Raw genomic sequence first — 14,773 nt, 5'->3', positions numbered from 1 at the left:
GGGCGACAGCATTCGGTTATTTTTCCTGTTTTTTCAAAAAGTTGAAAATGGAGAATTTTTCCACATCGGCAATCATGCTCCGGAGAATCCCTTACGGCGATCATGACTTGATCCTGACGTTGTTCACGCCGGACCACGGCAAGATCTCCGTATTCGCCAAATCCGCCCGAAAAGACGCCCGACGCTTTTCGGGTACGCTTGAGCCCCTCAGCGTGCTCAAGGTCGTGTTGAAAACCAGATCCGGCAACCTTTCGTTGCTCTCCGAGGCTGTCCTGGTGGATCCTCTGGCAACAATCCGCACCGATCTTCGTAAGACGGCCTATGCCAGCTATTGGAGCGAAATAGCCGGCATCGTCCCGGAGGAAGGCGCCGTCCAGAAACCCAACGGCTATCCGCTTCTCCACCAGGCTCTAACCGCGCTCGACCGGGACATGATGGACAAAGCGGTTCTCCATGTGCTTTTCCAGCTGAAATTCACCAGGCTCTCCGGGTTTTTCCCGGAATTGACCCATTGTCAGACCTGCAGGACACACCTCGATGACGTCTCTCCCCGTGGGCTTGCCGTCGACATCTTATCCGGCGGCTTGATCTGCGGGGATTGCGTCTCACGAACCCTCGGGCCGTACCGGCTTTCAAAGGGGGCGGTCAAGATTTTGCTCTGGTTGGAAACGGCGGATATCCTCAAAGCGTCACGGATCCGGTTCACCCGGGATTTACTGGAAGAATGCGCTTGTTTTCTCGAGGCGTTCCTCCCCCATCATCTTGGGCATGCCCCCCGGAGTCTGGTGTTTCTCAAACATATTCGGAATAGAAAAAAGGAAGGATGCAGTTATCATGTCGGTTAATCTGAAGCGTTATTTGGAATCGGAATCGGTGAAGACCTCCGCGCCCTGTCGAATCGACATGGGTGGCACCTTGGATATCAGCACCTTCTATTATCCGCTTCGTCACCTCAACCCGTCGACGTTCAACATCGCGATAGACCTGAGAACGCACGTCCGACTGCTGCCCTATGATGCACCCGTGGTCAAGGTCTCGTCAACAGGCTTTGCCGATGCCGAGTACCCCGTCGACAGCGCTCCTTTTGACCATCCCATGGGTCTGATATTCGCCATCGCAGCCTATTTCCAAGCCGAAGGCGTCCACATCCGGATAGACTCGACCTCTCCTCCACGAAGCGGACTGGGCGGTTCGTCCGTCGCCGCCGTCGCCCTTATTGCGGCATTTTCGAACGTTCTCACCCGCATCGGCGTTTCCCGGCAACTCTACCGCCGTGAGATCGCAATTCTGGCCCATGCCCTGGAGGAAAGCGTCGCCGGCGTTCCCTGCGGCCTCCAGGACCAATTGGCCGCGGCCTACGGCGGGATCAACGCCTGGCGGTGGCATGGGCGTGTCAAGGAGGCTGTGTTCGAAAAGGACGCCATCTTCAGGAAGAGCGCCCTCCAGGATTTTGAAAACCATCTCCTGCTTGCCTACTGCGGGATTCCTCACGAGTCGAAGAACATCAATCAGAGTTGGGTAAAGGCATTCATATCCGGAAACAACCGAGACCGGTGGGCGGAAATCATCCATTGCACGCAAAAATTCACCGATGCGCTCAAACGGCAGGACATTCAGGATGCCGTCGAAGCCATGAACCGTGAAACCCTGATCAGAAAAGAGATGACCCCCGAGGTTATGGACGTTACTGCGGACAGACTTGCCGACGCCGCCCGGGAGGAAGGCTGCGGCGCCCGATTTACCGGCGCGGGCGGCGGGGGATGCATGTGGGCGTTGGGGCAAACGGCACATATTGACAGGCTTAGGGATGTGTGGGAAAAGATCCTGACCGAACGGCAGGACGCTCGTCTCCTGGATGTGAAAATCGATTCGGACGGCCTCCTGTACAGCTGTCGATAGCAAAACCCATCCCGACGTTGCACCGTTTTCAGTGCCGGGTGATCCAAGATTCCGGACCGGGGGCGAGCGGCTGATATCAAACGACCATTCAATGAGGTAACATAATGAATTTTCAGGATATTATTCAATCACTCAATACCTATTGGGGGCAAAAGGGATGCGTCGTGACCCAGCCCTACGATCTGGAGGTAGGTGCCGGGACCTTTCACCACAATACCCTTCTGAAGTCACTCGGGCCGGAGCCGTGGAACGTTGCCTACGTTCAGCCGTCACGGCGTCCGACGGACGGAAGATATGGTGAAAATCCCAATCGGCTGCAGCATTACTACCAGTATCAGGTCATATTGAAACCCTCTCCGGATGACATTCAGGCGCTCTACCTGGAAAGTCTGAAGCGCCTGGGTATCGACTACCTGGAGCACGATATCCGGTTCGTGGAAGATGACTGGGAATCCCCTACCCTGGGTGCGTCCGGCCTGGGATGGGAGGTCTGGCTGGACGGTATGGAAATCACTCAGTTCACTTATTTTCAGCTTTGCGGCAGCATCGAGCTTCATCCCATTCCGGTGGAACTGACGTATGGTCTCGAGCGCATCGCCATGTATCTACAAGGGGTGGACAATGTTTACGATCTGAAATGGAATGACCGAATCACTTACGGTCGCGTCCATCACCAGCAGGAGGTAGAGCAATCGACCTACAATTTCGAGGTGGCCGACGTTGACATGCTCTTCAGGTTTTTCAATGCTTACGAGGCCGAAGCCGAGCGCATCATTCAACAATCCCTGGTACTTCCCGCTTACGAATACTGTCTGAAATGCTCTCATACCTTCAACCTGCTGGATGCCCGCGGTGCCATCAGCGTGACCGAAAGGACCGGATACATCGCGAGAATACGAAATCTGACCCGGGCCTGTGCCAAAGCATACCTGAAACAACGGGAAGAGATGGGTTTCCCGTTACTGCAAAAGGGATAAAAATGGATACGTTATTAATTGAAATCGGAACGGAAGAACTCCCGGCCGGCTATATCGAGCCCGCCTTGCAGGCCTTTTCCGCATTGATGACGGGGCAGCTGACCCATGCCCGCATCACACACGGCGCCGCAATCGTTTACGGCACCCCGAGAAGACTTGCCGTTGAAATCGTCGATGTGGCGGCCGCTCAGACACCTCTCGTGACGGAACTGACCGGCCCCCCGCGGAAGATCGGCTTCGACGATGCCGGGAAGCCGACCATGGCCGCCGTCAAATTCGCCGAAAAAGCCGGGGTTTCCATTGACGACCTCCGCATCAAGGAAACGGACAAAGGGAGTTATCTCTGCGCCGATAAGATCGAGACGATCCGCCCTACCCGGGAAATTCTGTCCGGCATACTACCGGACGTCATAGCAGCGATACCCTTCCCCAAAAGCATGAAATGGGGTGAACTGAACGTGACCTTCGCCCGTCCCGTCAGGTGGATCCTCGCCCTTCTCGGCAATGATGTCATCCCCTTTGTTTACGGAGACGTACAAAGCGGAAACCAAACCTGTGGACATCGTTTCATGCACCCCGGCAAGATCCGGATCAATCATCCCGGCGAATATATCGATGCGTTGAGACGCGCGGACGTGATAGCGGATCTTGACGAGCGCCGAAAACACGTCGCAGAGGAAATTTCCCGGACGGCCAAGGCGTTGGGCGGCGTCATTCTCCCGGATGCGGAACTGATTGATACGGTCAAGAATCTCATCGAGTTTCCGGTGGTTTCGGTCGGCAGATTCGACGACCGCTTTCTGGAGGTTCCGGACGAGGTACTCATCACCGCCATGCGAGAACATCAAAAATATTTTGCAGTGGTGGATGATCAACGGAAACTCCTGCCCTGTTTTATCGTTGTCAACAATACTCGAGCGCGGGATATGGCGTTGGTAACCACCGGCCACGAACGCGTCATCCGAGCCCGACTTTCCGACGCAAATTTCTTCTTCAAAGGGGATACGGCCACTCCCATGGAGAAATGGGTCGAGAAGCTGAAAAAGGTTCTTTTTCAGGCCCAATTGGGTTCCGTTTACGACAAATGCCGGCGCGTTCAGCAACTGGCCGAATTCATCGCCGACACCACTGTCCTTGATGGCGACCTCAAGGCGGACGTTTCCCGGGCAGCCCGGCTATGCAAAGCAGACCTGGTCAGCCAGGTAGTGATCGAATTCCCCAAACTCCAAGGCATCATGGGACGCATCTACGCCACGCTCGCCGGAGAGCCGGATGCGGTGGCGACGGCCATTGAAGAACATTATCGCCCCACATACTCCGGGGGGCCCCTACCCTCTTCACCGACCGGTGCGACGCTCGCCGTCGCCGACAAGATCGATTCCATCTGCGGGTGCTTCAGCATCGGGTTGGCCCCCACCGGCGCCTCCGACCCCTACGCTTTAAGACGTCAAGGCATAGGGATCCTGCAGATCATGAACGCCTACGACTTCTCGTTTTCCCTGGAAGCACTGATTGATCGAAGTGTAGCCGCCTTCGCCGACGTGAGTACGCGGCCTGCCGAAGAGACCGCCGGCGCGGTCTACGGATTCCTGAAGGGACGTATGGCACACATCCTTGAAGAGGACGGTTATTCCAGGGACGTTATCGCATCGGTGACCGACATCTCCATCGATCATATTCCCCATGTCTGGAAACGCGTTGCGGCTCTCGAGAAACTCAAGGCCGAAACCGACTTCGATCTTCTGGCGGCGGCTTTCAAGCGGGTTGTGAACATCATCAAAAAAAGCGACGCCGAGGGAGCCGATCTTTCCGGAGTGGACGAAAGCCTGTTCGAACACGATAGCGAATCCGGGCTTTTCTCCGCCTTCAAGACCGTAAACGACCGTGTTCAACATCGGTTGTCGGAAGGCCGCTTCGAGGAGGCGCTCCTCGATATTGCATCCCTCAAGAACCCGGTGGACGCCTTTTTCGACGGCGTTATGGTGATGACGGATCATATCGGGCGCCGCAACAACCGCCTTGCCCTGCTCCGAAAGATTGCAAAGATGTTTGAACGATTCGCCGATTTTTCCAAAATATCCACATGACTCAACTTTCGACTTTCATGATGGTGACCGGAAAGCGGTGCCGGGAGGAAACGGCCTACGAAAGTCGAAAGTTGAGCACATGAAACAAACACCGTATTGAGGAGTTGTTATGGCTTTTGATCCCTCGAAAGACAAAGTTCTGAAGAAATGGAAATGTGAAGAAACCGGTTTGATCGTAACCATCAACCAATATGGAGATGGGGAACCCAAGGTACAGATCGGTCCTCGGATCCTGACAAAAAAAGACGGAACGGAACGGGCGCCGGTCAAGGCCGGCCGCCTTTCCATCGAAGATATTCTTTGGTTCTATGACACCATCGACGAAATCAAGGATGAACTGTCAAACCTTTCCGGACCCGTCTGAAGCGCCTTTGAAGAACTCGAAGACCGCCATTGTCCGCCCGATCGTCGGACGAAAGTCCCCAAAACTCGGCCCGCTTGCGATGATGATCAGCAGCGGACCCGACTTCGAGCGTCTGGTTCGCATCCTTCCCGCCGCGGAGCACCCGAGCCGCTTATTGATGAGCCGCCTGTTCCTGGACGCCGATGCGCGGTATGCCGTCATCGGTCCGGTGGTCGGCGCCCCTTACGCGGTCATGCTCCTGGAGCCTTTGATCGCCTGGGGCGCCCGGGAGATCTGTTTTATGGGATGGTGCGGCGCCATTTCTCCAAAAGCGACCATCGGCGACATCATCGTCCCCACCGGAGCCATCATCGACGAAGGAACCTCACTGGGATACGACGCATCGCTCCTGGACACCGCCCGTCCGTCAGAAACACTGAACCGAAGAATCAAGACCGTTCTGACGGGCCGGGGCTGCGATTTTCTGGAGGGATTGGTCTGGTCCACCGACGCCATTTACCGGGAAACGCCCGAAAAAGTGACCGAATTTCAGGCCAGAAACGCTCTGGCAGTGGAAATGGAACTCTCGGCCCTCTTCACCGCAGGACGCTACCGAGGCATTCAGATTGGGGCCGTCCTCGTGGTTTCCGACGAACTGACGACCCTTTCCTGGAAGCCCGGCTTCAAGCTCGACCGGTTCCGCGAAAGCCGCCAAACGCTCATCGAGGCGATGAAAGACCTATGCCAGAATCCCCTGTAGTCCCGAATGTTCCAGAATCCGTTGTCCGTCGGGCCGAAGCGCTCAGGCAGGCCATCCACTACCACAACCACCGGTACCATGTTCTGGATGATCCGGAGATATCCGATGCCGAATTCGACCGGATGATGCAGGAGCTCATCGACCTGGAGACAGCCTATCCGGCATTGGCGGATCCCGGCTCGCCCACCGCGCGGGTAGGCGCGCCACCCCTCTCCAAATTCGCCACGGTGCGCCACTCCGTCCCCATGCTGAGCCTCGACAATGCCTTCAACGATGCGGACGTGATTGAATTCGACGCCCGGGTCAAACGCCTGCTGGACATTCCGGACGAAGTTCTCTACGTCACCGAACCCAAAATGGATGGTGTAGCCGTCGAGCTGGTTTATGAAGACAGCAGACTGGTCATGGCTTCGACCCGGGGTGACGGGATCACCGGCGAGGTGATCACCGAAAACGCTCGAACCATCCGATCCCTCCCGTTGATCCTTTTAAGTCGGGGCTCGGGGGACATCCCCCGACGAATCGAAGTGCGCGGAGAAGTTTTCATCGATGTCGGGGGTTTTCAACAGCTCAATACCGAACGCGCGGCAGAAGGGCTCCCTGTGTTCGCCAATCCCAGGAATGCCGCGGCGGGCTCCCTTCGGCAGCTCGACTCTCAGGTGACGGCAAGACGCCCTCTCAAATTCTTCGTCTACGGCATCGGAAATGTCGACGGCCTCAGGGTTTATTCCCACGGAGAACTGCTTCTCGCCCTGAAACAGTTGGGGTTTCCGGTCAATCCACTTGTGCGAAACGGTCTCCGACTCAAGGCGGTTCTCAACCGATTCCATGAATTGGAGCGGATCCGCCACGAATTGCCCTACGCCATCGACGGCATGGTCATCAAGGTTGACCGCATTGAATTCCAGCAGCGGCTGGGGGACAAGGCCAGGGCGCCGCGCTGGGCCATCGCCTATAAGTTCGCCGCCGTTCAGGAAACCACAAAAGTACTCGATATCGACATCCAGGTCGGACGCACCGGGGCACTCACCCCCGTCGCACGACTCGAACCCGTCGCGATCGGCGGCGTGACCGTCAGCAACGCCACCCTTCATAACGAGGACGAGGTTCGCCGCAAGGACGTTCGCATCGGCGATACGGTGCTGGTCCAACGGGCCGGAGACGTCATTCCGGAGGTGGTCAAGGTCATTGCATCCCTGAGGACCGGGAATGAACTTCCTTTTGACATGCCCCGGACCTGTCCGATCTGCGGCGCTGAGGCAAAACGCATTCCAGGAGAGGCTGTCACCCGATGCATCAACGTCAACTGTCCAGCCCAGATCAAGGGGAAAATCCGTCATTTTGCCGCCAAAAGCGCCTTCGACATCGATGGACTGGGAAGTAAGCTTATCCACCAGTTGGTGGATCGACAATTGATCCGCTCCTATGCGGACATTTTCCATCTGGATGAAGCTGTCTTGTCGCAGCTCGATCGAATGGGACCCAAATCCGCCGGAAATCTGGTCAAGGCCATTCAAGCCAGTCGGCGCCTTCCCCTTTCCCGTTTTCTATATGCCCTTGGCATCCGTCATGTCGGTGAAAACACCGCCGAAATCCTGGCCCGACAATTTAAAACCCTTGACCGTCTCACGGCGGCATCCACCGAAGAGTTGGCCCGGATCGACGGGATCGGATTGGAGATTGCCGGCGCTGTACGGCATTTTTTTGACCAGAAGGAAAACCAGGAAGCTGTTCAGCGATTGCTGAAAAGCGGTGTCTCTCTTATAATGACGGATGATCCGGCATCGGGCCGCCTGGTGGGCAAAACATTCGTTCTGACCGGAACCCTTGCAAGCATGACCCGCATAGAAGCAAAAGCACGCATAGAAGCCGCGGGCGGCAGAGTGGCCGGGACTATCAGCCGGCAGACGGATTACCTCGTTGTCGGCAGCAATCCCGGCAGCAAGTTGGCCAAAGCCAAGACGCTGGGGATTGAAATCATCGACGAGTCGGACCTGCAAAACCTTCTGTAATCGCAGGAATCCGAAACCGGGCTGACGAAAAACGGTTCAGGGCGTCTGTCCCTGTATACCTCGGAAACATAGGGAGGAAAAATGAAAGGCACCAGAGCTCATGTCATTATTTCAGGAAAGGTCCAGGGCGTGTTCTTTCGGGCGGAAACCCATCGGGCCGCCGTCGCTCACGGGATCAAGGGGTGGGTGAAAAATCGGCCGGAGGGAACGGTGGAAGCGGTTTTCGAAGGCACCCAGGAAGCGGTCGCCGCCATGCTGGAATGGTGTAAAAAAGGATCCCCCAGCGCCCGTGTCGATGATATCGACGTCAAATGGGATGAGGCGCGGGAGGGATTCATCGATTTTAAGATCATCTATTGACGAATATTCAAGACAAGTGCCTGTCGGGCTGATGTTCGGACAGGCACACCTGCTGGGGAAAGCTTCTGATCTTTATTGGGTCGTTCTTTATTGGGTCGTTCTTGGAATTTCGGTGTCTCTATAAACCCTTCTCCGTTCTTTATGTCGTCAAACGGCGTCCTTGAGTTTTTTGCCGGGCCGGAATTTCACGACGTTGCAGGCCTTGATTCGGATCGCCTCGCCGGTCTGTGGATTGCGGCCCTTCCGGGCTTTCCGTCGGATCTTGGAAAAGCTGCCGAATCCAACCAGGGTCACCTTCCCGTCCTTTTTTTTGAGGGCCTGACCGATACCCTCGATGAACGACTCCAGAGCCTTTGCCGCCATTGCTTTAGAGATACCGGTATCCTCAGCAATTTTTTCGATCAAATCCGCTTTTGTCATGTGCTGTCTCCTTGCCCCCCGTGTTGATTGAACACCGTCTTGTCCGCCGTTTCATTTAAGCACTGCAATTGTCAGCTGAATACAGTAGCTTGTTGGGGTTGTCAACCTAAAACCGCTTCAATCAACACTTTTTTCAACTTCTTGTCTATGGATCGCCTTCGCCTAAGGATTTACAACAATCATGGCTTACAAATTCTTGAATATCAACTAAAGAGCGCCTCTGCATATTGTTCGGGATCGAATTTTTGCAGGTCATCCACGCCTTCGCCAACCCCGATATAGGTCAGGGGAATATCCAGGGTGTTGCAGATACCGATCACGACCCCGCCTTTGGCGGTGCCGTCCAGCTTCGTCAGTATCAAACCGGTGATTCCCATGGAATCGTTGAAAAGCTTTGCCTGGGACAGGGCGTTCTGGCCGGTTGTGGCATCGATGACGAGGTAGATGTCATGGGGTGCGTCGGGGAGTTTCTTGGCGACGGCACGCTTGATTTTCTTGAGTTCCTCCATAAGATTGACTTTGGTATGAAGTCGCCCGGCCGTATCGATAATGACAATATCCTTTCCCCTGGCCGTTGCCGCCTCGACGCTGTCGAAAGCCACGGCCGCCGGGTCGGCGTTGTCTCGATGTTTCACAATATCCACCCCCGCCCGCTCGGCCCAAATCGTCAGTTGTTCAACGGCCGCCGCCCGAAAGGTGTCTGCCGCACCGATAATGACCCCCTTGCCTTCGCCGGCGAATCGGGCAGCCAGTTTTCCGATTGTCGTCGTCTTTCCGACGCCGTTGACGCCCACCACCATAATGACATGGGGTTTTCGAGGAGAGGCTGTTGCCGGAGCGGGCTTGGCCATCAAGGCGCAGACCTCGGCCTTCAAGACCGCCTTCAACTCTTTGGCGTTGGATATCCCTCCTGATTTTTTGGAAATCCGATCGATGAGCGTCATGGTTGTCTCAACCCCCATATCCGATGTGATCAAGAGTTCCTCAATCTCTTCAAGAAGATCCGCATCCAGCTTTTTCCTGCCGCGAAACAACTCGTCGATATCGGTAGTGAGAACATCCCGGGTTTTGGAGAGTCCCCGTTTCAACTGCCGAAAAAATCCCTTTGATTTTTTTCTCCCGGCATCCTCATCCGATGGGTCGCAGTCCCGGTGATCCGGAGATGAAACATCCGCACGTGAATGACGATTTTCGATCTCATCAGCTTGGCCTTCAACGGGCCTGGACGTTGTTTCGTCCTTTTGATCCTGCTTGTTTTTCTTTTTAAACCATCCCATGGTCAGACGCGATCCTCCTTGATTTATTGACGATGTCTTTCTTGATTTATTGACGATATCCTCGGCGGACGCCGGTACCGGCGCGGCATATTCCGATGGCGGCGCTCTCTGAGTCCATGCCTGAAAGTGCGCCGCTCAGACATGCCGGCGGTCTCGGCGCCGGAAAGGACGTTCAGTTGAACGGTGCTGCCTGGCCTTCCAGATTGACCGAAACGATCCTTGAGACACCTTTTTGCTCCATGGTGATACCAAATAAGGTATCGGCAAATTCCATGCTTTTCTTTTTATGGGTGATCATAATGATCTGTGAATTTTCACCGATGATCCTGAGAAGTTCGTTGAAACGATAAACATTGGCCTCGTCCAGGGGGGCGTCAATCTCGTCCATGATGCAGAAGGACGCCGGTTTGATCAGAAAAATGGAAAACACGAAGGCAATGGCCGACAAGGCCTTCTCTCCGCCGGACAGCAACGTCAATCGGGTCAGCTTCTTCCCCGGAGGATGCACCATGAATTCTACGCCGGTCTCCAGCGGATCGTTCGGTTCCGTCAGGATCAGCCTGGCGGAACCGCCTGAAAAGAGGCGTGGGAAGACCTCTTCCAGCTTTTCGTTGATCCTGGCGAAAGTATCCAGAAATTTGTCCTGGGAAACCCGGTTGATTTTTCGGATCACCTTATGAAGGTCATCCACGGCCTTTACAAGATCCGCCTGCTGCGTCTTCAGAAATTCATGCCGTTCGGTGAGTGCCTTGTATTCATCGATGGCCCCCAAATGGACATCCCCGATCCGCTCCAACTTCCGTCGGAGTTCCTCAAGGGCCGCCGCCGTTTCGTCCACGGTCATGCCGCGACCCAAATCAAGATCGGCGAGTTCGGGACGAAAGGCTGCCAGAGGACGTTGGTAACGCTCCGCCACTCGGCTTTCGACGGTCTCCCGCTTGATATGAAGCTGAGACTGTTCCATCTCAATCGTCCGAATCTTGTCGACGGTCTCATTTCGCAAACCCTGCACCTCTGAAATCAAATCACCGCGTGCTCTCAGGAGGGCTTCGGTCTCCTCGTAATCCGCTTCGCTGCTTTTCAGCACCTCATCCAAACGCCGGATCTCCTCATGCAGACCCTGTAAGGACGATTCCAGCGTCGCCAGACCGGCTTTCATCTCTCGGCGCTTCCCTTCCTTGATTTCGATATCCTTCAGCAATTGCTCCAGCCGAATGTCTCCGTCGGCCTGAAATTCCTTCAAGCGTCGAGCGGCATTGAGACCATTTTCCATTGCCGCCGTCCGTGCCGTCAAGCGAAGTTTGACATCGACAATTCTCGCTTCGACCCCTTCGAAATCCGATGAAACGGCCGCGGTGTCCCGTTCGATATCGACCACCTCCGCTTGAGCGGCCTTGACCGCTTCCGTAGTGCGGGACAACGCCGTATGACAGCGACGCATCTCTTCGTCAATATGATCCGACTCTTCCAGAAGTTGATCCTGCTCCATTCGCAGGCGTTCCAACGTTTGACCGGCATGCTTCAACGTCTCCGTCACTTTGATCAGGGATTTCTCAGCCTCAAAGGCTGCCTTCACGGCTTCGTTTTTCTCCTCGGTTTCCAGATGGAGATTTTTCTCTAAATCTCTGACCCGGATTTCCAATGTCTCCTGGACGGTCCGGGCGTCGGCCAGCGCATCATTCAGTTCAGTGAGGCGACCTTCCAGAGCGCTCATCTCCTGCTTCTTCATCAGGATGCCCGAGAGGCGGTCGCTGCTGCCACCGATCATTACCCCGTGATGGGAAACCACATCGCCTTCCCGGGTGACAAAGGTGGCGCCGTTTCCATTTCGGCGATGGCTTTCTATCGCCGCTTCCAGGGAATCCGTCAGCACCACGTTCCCCAGAAGACTGTGAACGACATCCTCAAAGCCGGATTTAGCCTTGAGGTGATTCAATAACAGGTTTGGCGTTTCGCCGGGAAGACATGAATCCGGCTGACGCAGGGCGGCAACCGGGACGAAACCGCCCCGACCGGCGTTTTCCTCCCGTAAGCGATCGATGGCCGCACCGCCGACTTCGGCGTCCCTGACGAGAACATACTCGAGGGCTTCCCCTAAAACAGCCTCGATCGCCGGTATGACACCCGCCGATGGATCGATGACGTCGGCAATCAGGCCAAGAATCTCTGATGGATCGGCACCCGTCATGATGGTTTTAACACCGTCCCGATACCATTCGTAATTTTCCGCCATCTTCTTGAGCGCCGCATGCCGGGAATGCGTGTGATGTCGATCGTACTCAAGCGCTTGAACGCGCTTGACCTGATCGGAAAGCGTGCGATTCCCCGCGTCGATACATGCACGGATTTCAAGGATTCTTTGATCCCGGGATCCAATCTCGCTCCGGGAAAGGGAAAGCGACTCCTGAATCCGGGTTGCCTGAGTTTCGATCTCTTTGAGTCGGGATGACGCCAGCGCCTCGTCCTCATCTATTTTTCTCAAGCGCCGCTTCAAATGTTCCTGGTTATGGAGGGCGTTCCGGCAGATGTTTTGAAATTTGGCTTCTTCTCCCACGACCGTCATCAGATGATTTTTACACCGGGCCTCAGCCTCCCGAAGTTCCGCGAGCCGGTTGCGGACCGCCAGCGCACCTTTCTCTTCCTGTGTCAACAAATCCTTTATCTGTGCGATCTCTTCGCGAAGCGCCTGGTTGTGTTGATCGACCGTCGTCCGTTCCTCAATGATTTTTTGATTTTTAGACGCCAGTTCCCCGTAAAGCTTTCTCAGATTTACAGCCTCCTGGATCAGGCGATCGATCTCGTTCTTGCGATGGCTCAGGTCACTCTCTGCGCGATCGATACGACGTTGGAGCTCGAATTTATGGGATCGCTGTGTCGAGATCTCCTGATTTTTGCGCGACCGCCGAAGCTTGATCTCCTCCACAGCCGCATTCAATCGGTTCAAGCGGGTGGTATACGCGATGTCGGCATCCTTCAGGCCCCTGAGGCGGTCGTCGTTTTGCTTGATCCGCTCTGAATATCCATCGTACGCTGTGATGGACAGATGCAAGTCGAGAATTCGAATCTTTTCCTGATATTTTCGGTACTGCTCGGCCTTCCTGGCCTGCCGGTCGAGGCCTTTCATCTGACGTTCGACCTCGGACACGATGTCCCGAACCCGCAACAGGTTCTGATGGGTGGCATCCAACTTTCTGAGGGTCTCTTTTTTTCGCTGCTTGTATCGGGTGACGCCCGCCGCTTCCTCGATGAAAAAGCGTCGTTCCTCAGGACCTGCATCCGTGATGGCACCGATATTGCCCTGTTGAATCACGGCATAGGATTTCGCGCCCATTCCACTGCCCAGAAAGATATTGTGGATATCCTTCAGACGGCAGGGCTGACGGTTGATCATGTAGAGACTTTCCCCGGAACGGTAGAGGCGGCGCGTCAACATGATCTCCGAAAAATGTTTGAACGCTTCAGGAGCCGTCCCGTTTTCATTGGAAAGCGTCAGGGAAACCTCGGCCAGGTTCATTGGAGGCCTGCCGTTCGCACCAGCGAAAATGATATCCTCCATCGATTTGCCGCGCAGCTGCTTGACGCTCATTTCACCCATGGCCCACCGCAGGGCGTCGACAATGTTGCTCTTGCCGCAACCGTTGGGACCGACGATGGCGGAAATTCCCGGCGGGAAAGCGATCACCGATTTCTCACCAAAGGATTTGAAACCGACAAGTTCCATTTTTTTAAGTCTCATTCCGCAACCTGCTGCCGAAATTCCGGAAAGCACAGTTCCCGCTTATCCGGTGTTTCTCTGATTTCCTCTAAGAGCAAGATGTTTTCAGGAAGACCACCTTGAATGTTTAACAACCCAGCTGAAAAGGAAAAAGGCAAAGCCTTGGGCCCTGCCTTTTTAATCAGCTGTGTCATCGGTCGATTATACGAGATTTTTTTCAGCGAAGCTCCAGTTGACCAGGTCGTTCAGGTAAGCCGTGATATACTCCTTCCGGCGATTCTGATAATCCAGATAATAGGCATGCTCCCATACGTCAATGACCAAAAGCGGCTTCATCCCTGCCGTAATGGGCGTATCGGCGTTGGATGTCCCCACGATCTTCAATGACGCTTCGTCCTGGACCAGCCACGCCCAGCCGCTTCCGAACTGTGAGGCCGCCACGTTCGTAAATTCTTGAACGAACTGATCATAACCACCGAAAGCCGCGTCGATCCTGTCGGCAAGGATTCCCCTGGGTTTTCCGCCCCCACCGGGAATCATGCTGTTCCAATAAAAGGTATGGTTGTAAACCTGGGCCGCATTGTTAAACACCGCGATCTGGTCCGTCTTTCCGTGGGTTTTCCGGATGATCTCCTCGATCGGGAGGTTCGCAAGCGACGTTTCGCGGATAAGTGTATTGAGTTTGTCAACATAGCCGCGATGGTGCTTGCCGTAATGGAAAGACATCGTCCTTGCGGAAATACCGGGCGCCAACGCATCCGCCTTGTAAGGCAACGGAGGCAGGGACACCGATCCGCCGGCACGCTTTTCACTGCAGCTGATGCCGGCCATCTGAAGTGTTGCGATCGCCCCTAAACCTACTGAAACTTTTATAAATTCTCTTCTTTTCATAATCTCCTCTCTTGAATGGGGGTAGTGATGAA

At 55.1% G+C, this 14,773-nt stretch carries 12 protein-coding genes and 1 pseudogene; 8 read left to right on the top strand and 5 right to left on the bottom strand.

The window, feature by feature from the left end; translation table 11 throughout:
• Positions 1-47: 47 nt before the first annotated feature.
• The 8 genes from recO to dmul_RS05935 all read left to right on the top strand — a co-directional run bounded on the left by recO (position 48) and on the right by dmul_RS05935 (position 8,438).
• Positions 48-845 (top strand): DNA repair protein RecO, encoded by a 798-nt coding sequence (recO, locus tag dmul_RS05970; protein WP_052018588.1) that lies wholly within the window; start codon positions 48-50, stop codon positions 843-845.
• Positions 835-1,899 (top strand): GHMP family kinase ATP-binding protein, encoded by a 1,065-nt coding sequence (locus dmul_RS05965; protein ID WP_020878124.1) that lies wholly within the window; start codon positions 835-837, stop codon positions 1,897-1,899. Before recO ends, dmul_RS05965 begins: the two co-directional genes overlap by 11 nt.
• 104 nt (positions 1,900-2,003) lie before the next feature.
• Positions 2,004-2,876 (top strand): glycine--tRNA ligase subunit alpha, encoded by an 873-nt coding sequence (glyQ, locus tag dmul_RS05960; protein ID WP_020878125.1) that lies wholly within the window; start codon positions 2,004-2,006, stop codon positions 2,874-2,876.
• 2 nt (positions 2,877-2,878) lie between these two features.
• Positions 2,879-4,963 (top strand): glycine--tRNA ligase subunit beta, encoded by a 2,085-nt coding sequence (gene glyS / locus dmul_RS05955; RefSeq protein WP_020878126.1) that lies wholly within the window; start codon positions 2,879-2,881, stop codon positions 4,961-4,963.
• Between the two features lie 109 nt (positions 4,964-5,072).
• Positions 5,073-5,327: a hypothetical protein gene (locus dmul_RS05950; protein ID WP_020878127.1), complete on the top strand. Its 255-nt coding sequence runs from the start codon at positions 5,073-5,075 to the stop codon at positions 5,325-5,327.
• Entirely contained in the window at positions 5,296-6,066 is a 771-nt protein-coding gene (locus dmul_RS05945; RefSeq protein ID WP_020878128.1) for a nucleoside phosphorylase, read from the top strand. The genes dmul_RS05950 and dmul_RS05945 overlap by 32 nt, the downstream gene beginning before the upstream one ends.
• Positions 6,048-8,078, top strand: a complete 2,031-nt coding sequence (ligA, locus tag dmul_RS05940) for an NAD-dependent DNA ligase LigA (protein ID WP_020878129.1) — start codon at positions 6,048-6,050, stop codon at positions 8,076-8,078. Before dmul_RS05945 ends, ligA begins: the two co-directional genes overlap by 19 nt.
• Before the next feature lie 81 nt (positions 8,079-8,159).
• Positions 8,160-8,438: an acylphosphatase gene (locus dmul_RS05935; RefSeq protein WP_020878130.1), complete on the top strand. Its 279-nt coding sequence runs from the start codon at positions 8,160-8,162 to the stop codon at positions 8,436-8,438.
• 147 nt (positions 8,439-8,585) lie between these two features.
• Here the strand turns inward: dmul_RS05935 and dmul_RS05930 are convergent.
• The 5 genes and pseudogenes from dmul_RS05930 to dmul_RS05915 form a co-directional block, all read right to left on the bottom strand.
• Positions 8,586-8,861: pseudogene (locus tag dmul_RS05930) on the bottom strand (HU family DNA-binding protein); the annotation flags it as partial.
• A 200-nt stretch (positions 8,862-9,061) separates the two neighbouring features.
• Positions 9,062-10,135: a signal recognition particle-docking protein FtsY gene (ftsY, locus tag dmul_RS05925; RefSeq protein ID WP_020878132.1), complete on the bottom strand. Its 1,074-nt coding sequence runs from the start codon at positions 10,133-10,135 to the stop codon at positions 9,062-9,064.
• 172 nt (positions 10,136-10,307) lie between these two features.
• Positions 10,308-13,871 (bottom strand): chromosome segregation protein SMC, encoded by a 3,564-nt coding sequence (gene smc / locus dmul_RS05920; RefSeq protein ID WP_020878133.1) that lies wholly within the window; start codon positions 13,869-13,871, stop codon positions 10,308-10,310.
• On the bottom strand, positions 13,868-14,044 hold the full coding sequence (locus dmul_RS20155) for a hypothetical protein (protein ID WP_153302750.1): 177 nt from the start codon (positions 14,042-14,044) through the stop codon (positions 13,868-13,870). Before dmul_RS20155 ends, smc begins: the two co-directional genes overlap by 4 nt.
• Positions 14,045-14,051: 7 nt before the next feature.
• Entirely contained in the window at positions 14,052-14,741 is a 690-nt protein-coding gene (locus dmul_RS05915; protein WP_144016471.1) for a superoxide dismutase, read from the bottom strand.
• Positions 14,742-14,773: the final 32 nt, after the last annotated feature.

This window comes from Desulfococcus multivorans, from assembly GCF_001854245.1.
GTDB lineage: Bacteria > Desulfobacterota > Desulfobacteria > Desulfobacterales > Desulfococcaceae > Desulfococcus > Desulfococcus multivorans.
Note: the sequence above shows the minus strand (reverse complement) of the source record. Positions and strands in the feature narration are given on the sequence as shown.

What these genes read in the sequence shown, in the direction of transcription:
- recO (WP_052018588.1), top strand. Translation starts at nt 48, where the DNA reads ATGGAGAATTTTTCCACATCGGCAATCATGCTCCGGAGAATCCCTTAC.
- dmul_RS05965 (WP_020878124.1), top strand. Translation starts at nt 835, where the DNA reads ATGTCGGTTAATCTGAAGCGTTATTTGGAATCGGAATCGGTGAAGACC.
- glyQ (WP_020878125.1), top strand. Translation starts at nt 2,004, where the DNA reads ATGAATTTTCAGGATATTATTCAATCACTCAATACCTATTGGGGGCAA.
- glyS (WP_020878126.1), top strand. Translation starts at nt 2,879, where the DNA reads ATGGATACGTTATTAATTGAAATCGGAACGGAAGAACTCCCGGCCGGC.
- dmul_RS05950 (WP_020878127.1), top strand. Translation starts at nt 5,073, where the DNA reads ATGGCTTTTGATCCCTCGAAAGACAAAGTTCTGAAGAAATGGAAATGT.
- dmul_RS05945 (WP_020878128.1), top strand. Translation starts at nt 5,296, where the DNA reads ATGAACTGTCAAACCTTTCCGGACCCGTCTGAAGCGCCTTTGAAGAAC.
- ligA (WP_020878129.1), top strand. Translation starts at nt 6,048, where the DNA reads ATGCCAGAATCCCCTGTAGTCCCGAATGTTCCAGAATCCGTTGTCCGT.
- dmul_RS05935 (WP_020878130.1), top strand. Translation starts at nt 8,160, where the DNA reads ATGAAAGGCACCAGAGCTCATGTCATTATTTCAGGAAAGGTCCAGGGC.
- ftsY (WP_020878132.1), bottom strand. Translation starts at nt 10,135, where the DNA reads ATGGGATGGTTTAAAAAGAAAAACAAGCAGGATCAAAAGGACGAAACA.
- smc (WP_020878133.1), bottom strand. Translation starts at nt 13,871, where the DNA reads ATGAGACTTAAAAAAATGGAACTTGTCGGTTTCAAATCCTTTGGTGAG.
- dmul_RS20155 (WP_153302750.1), bottom strand. Translation starts at nt 14,044, where the DNA reads ATGACACAGCTGATTAAAAAGGCAGGGCCCAAGGCTTTGCCTTTTTCC.
- dmul_RS05915 (WP_144016471.1), bottom strand. Translation starts at nt 14,741, where the DNA reads ATGAAAAGAAGAGAATTTATAAAAGTTTCAGTAGGTTTAGGGGCGATC.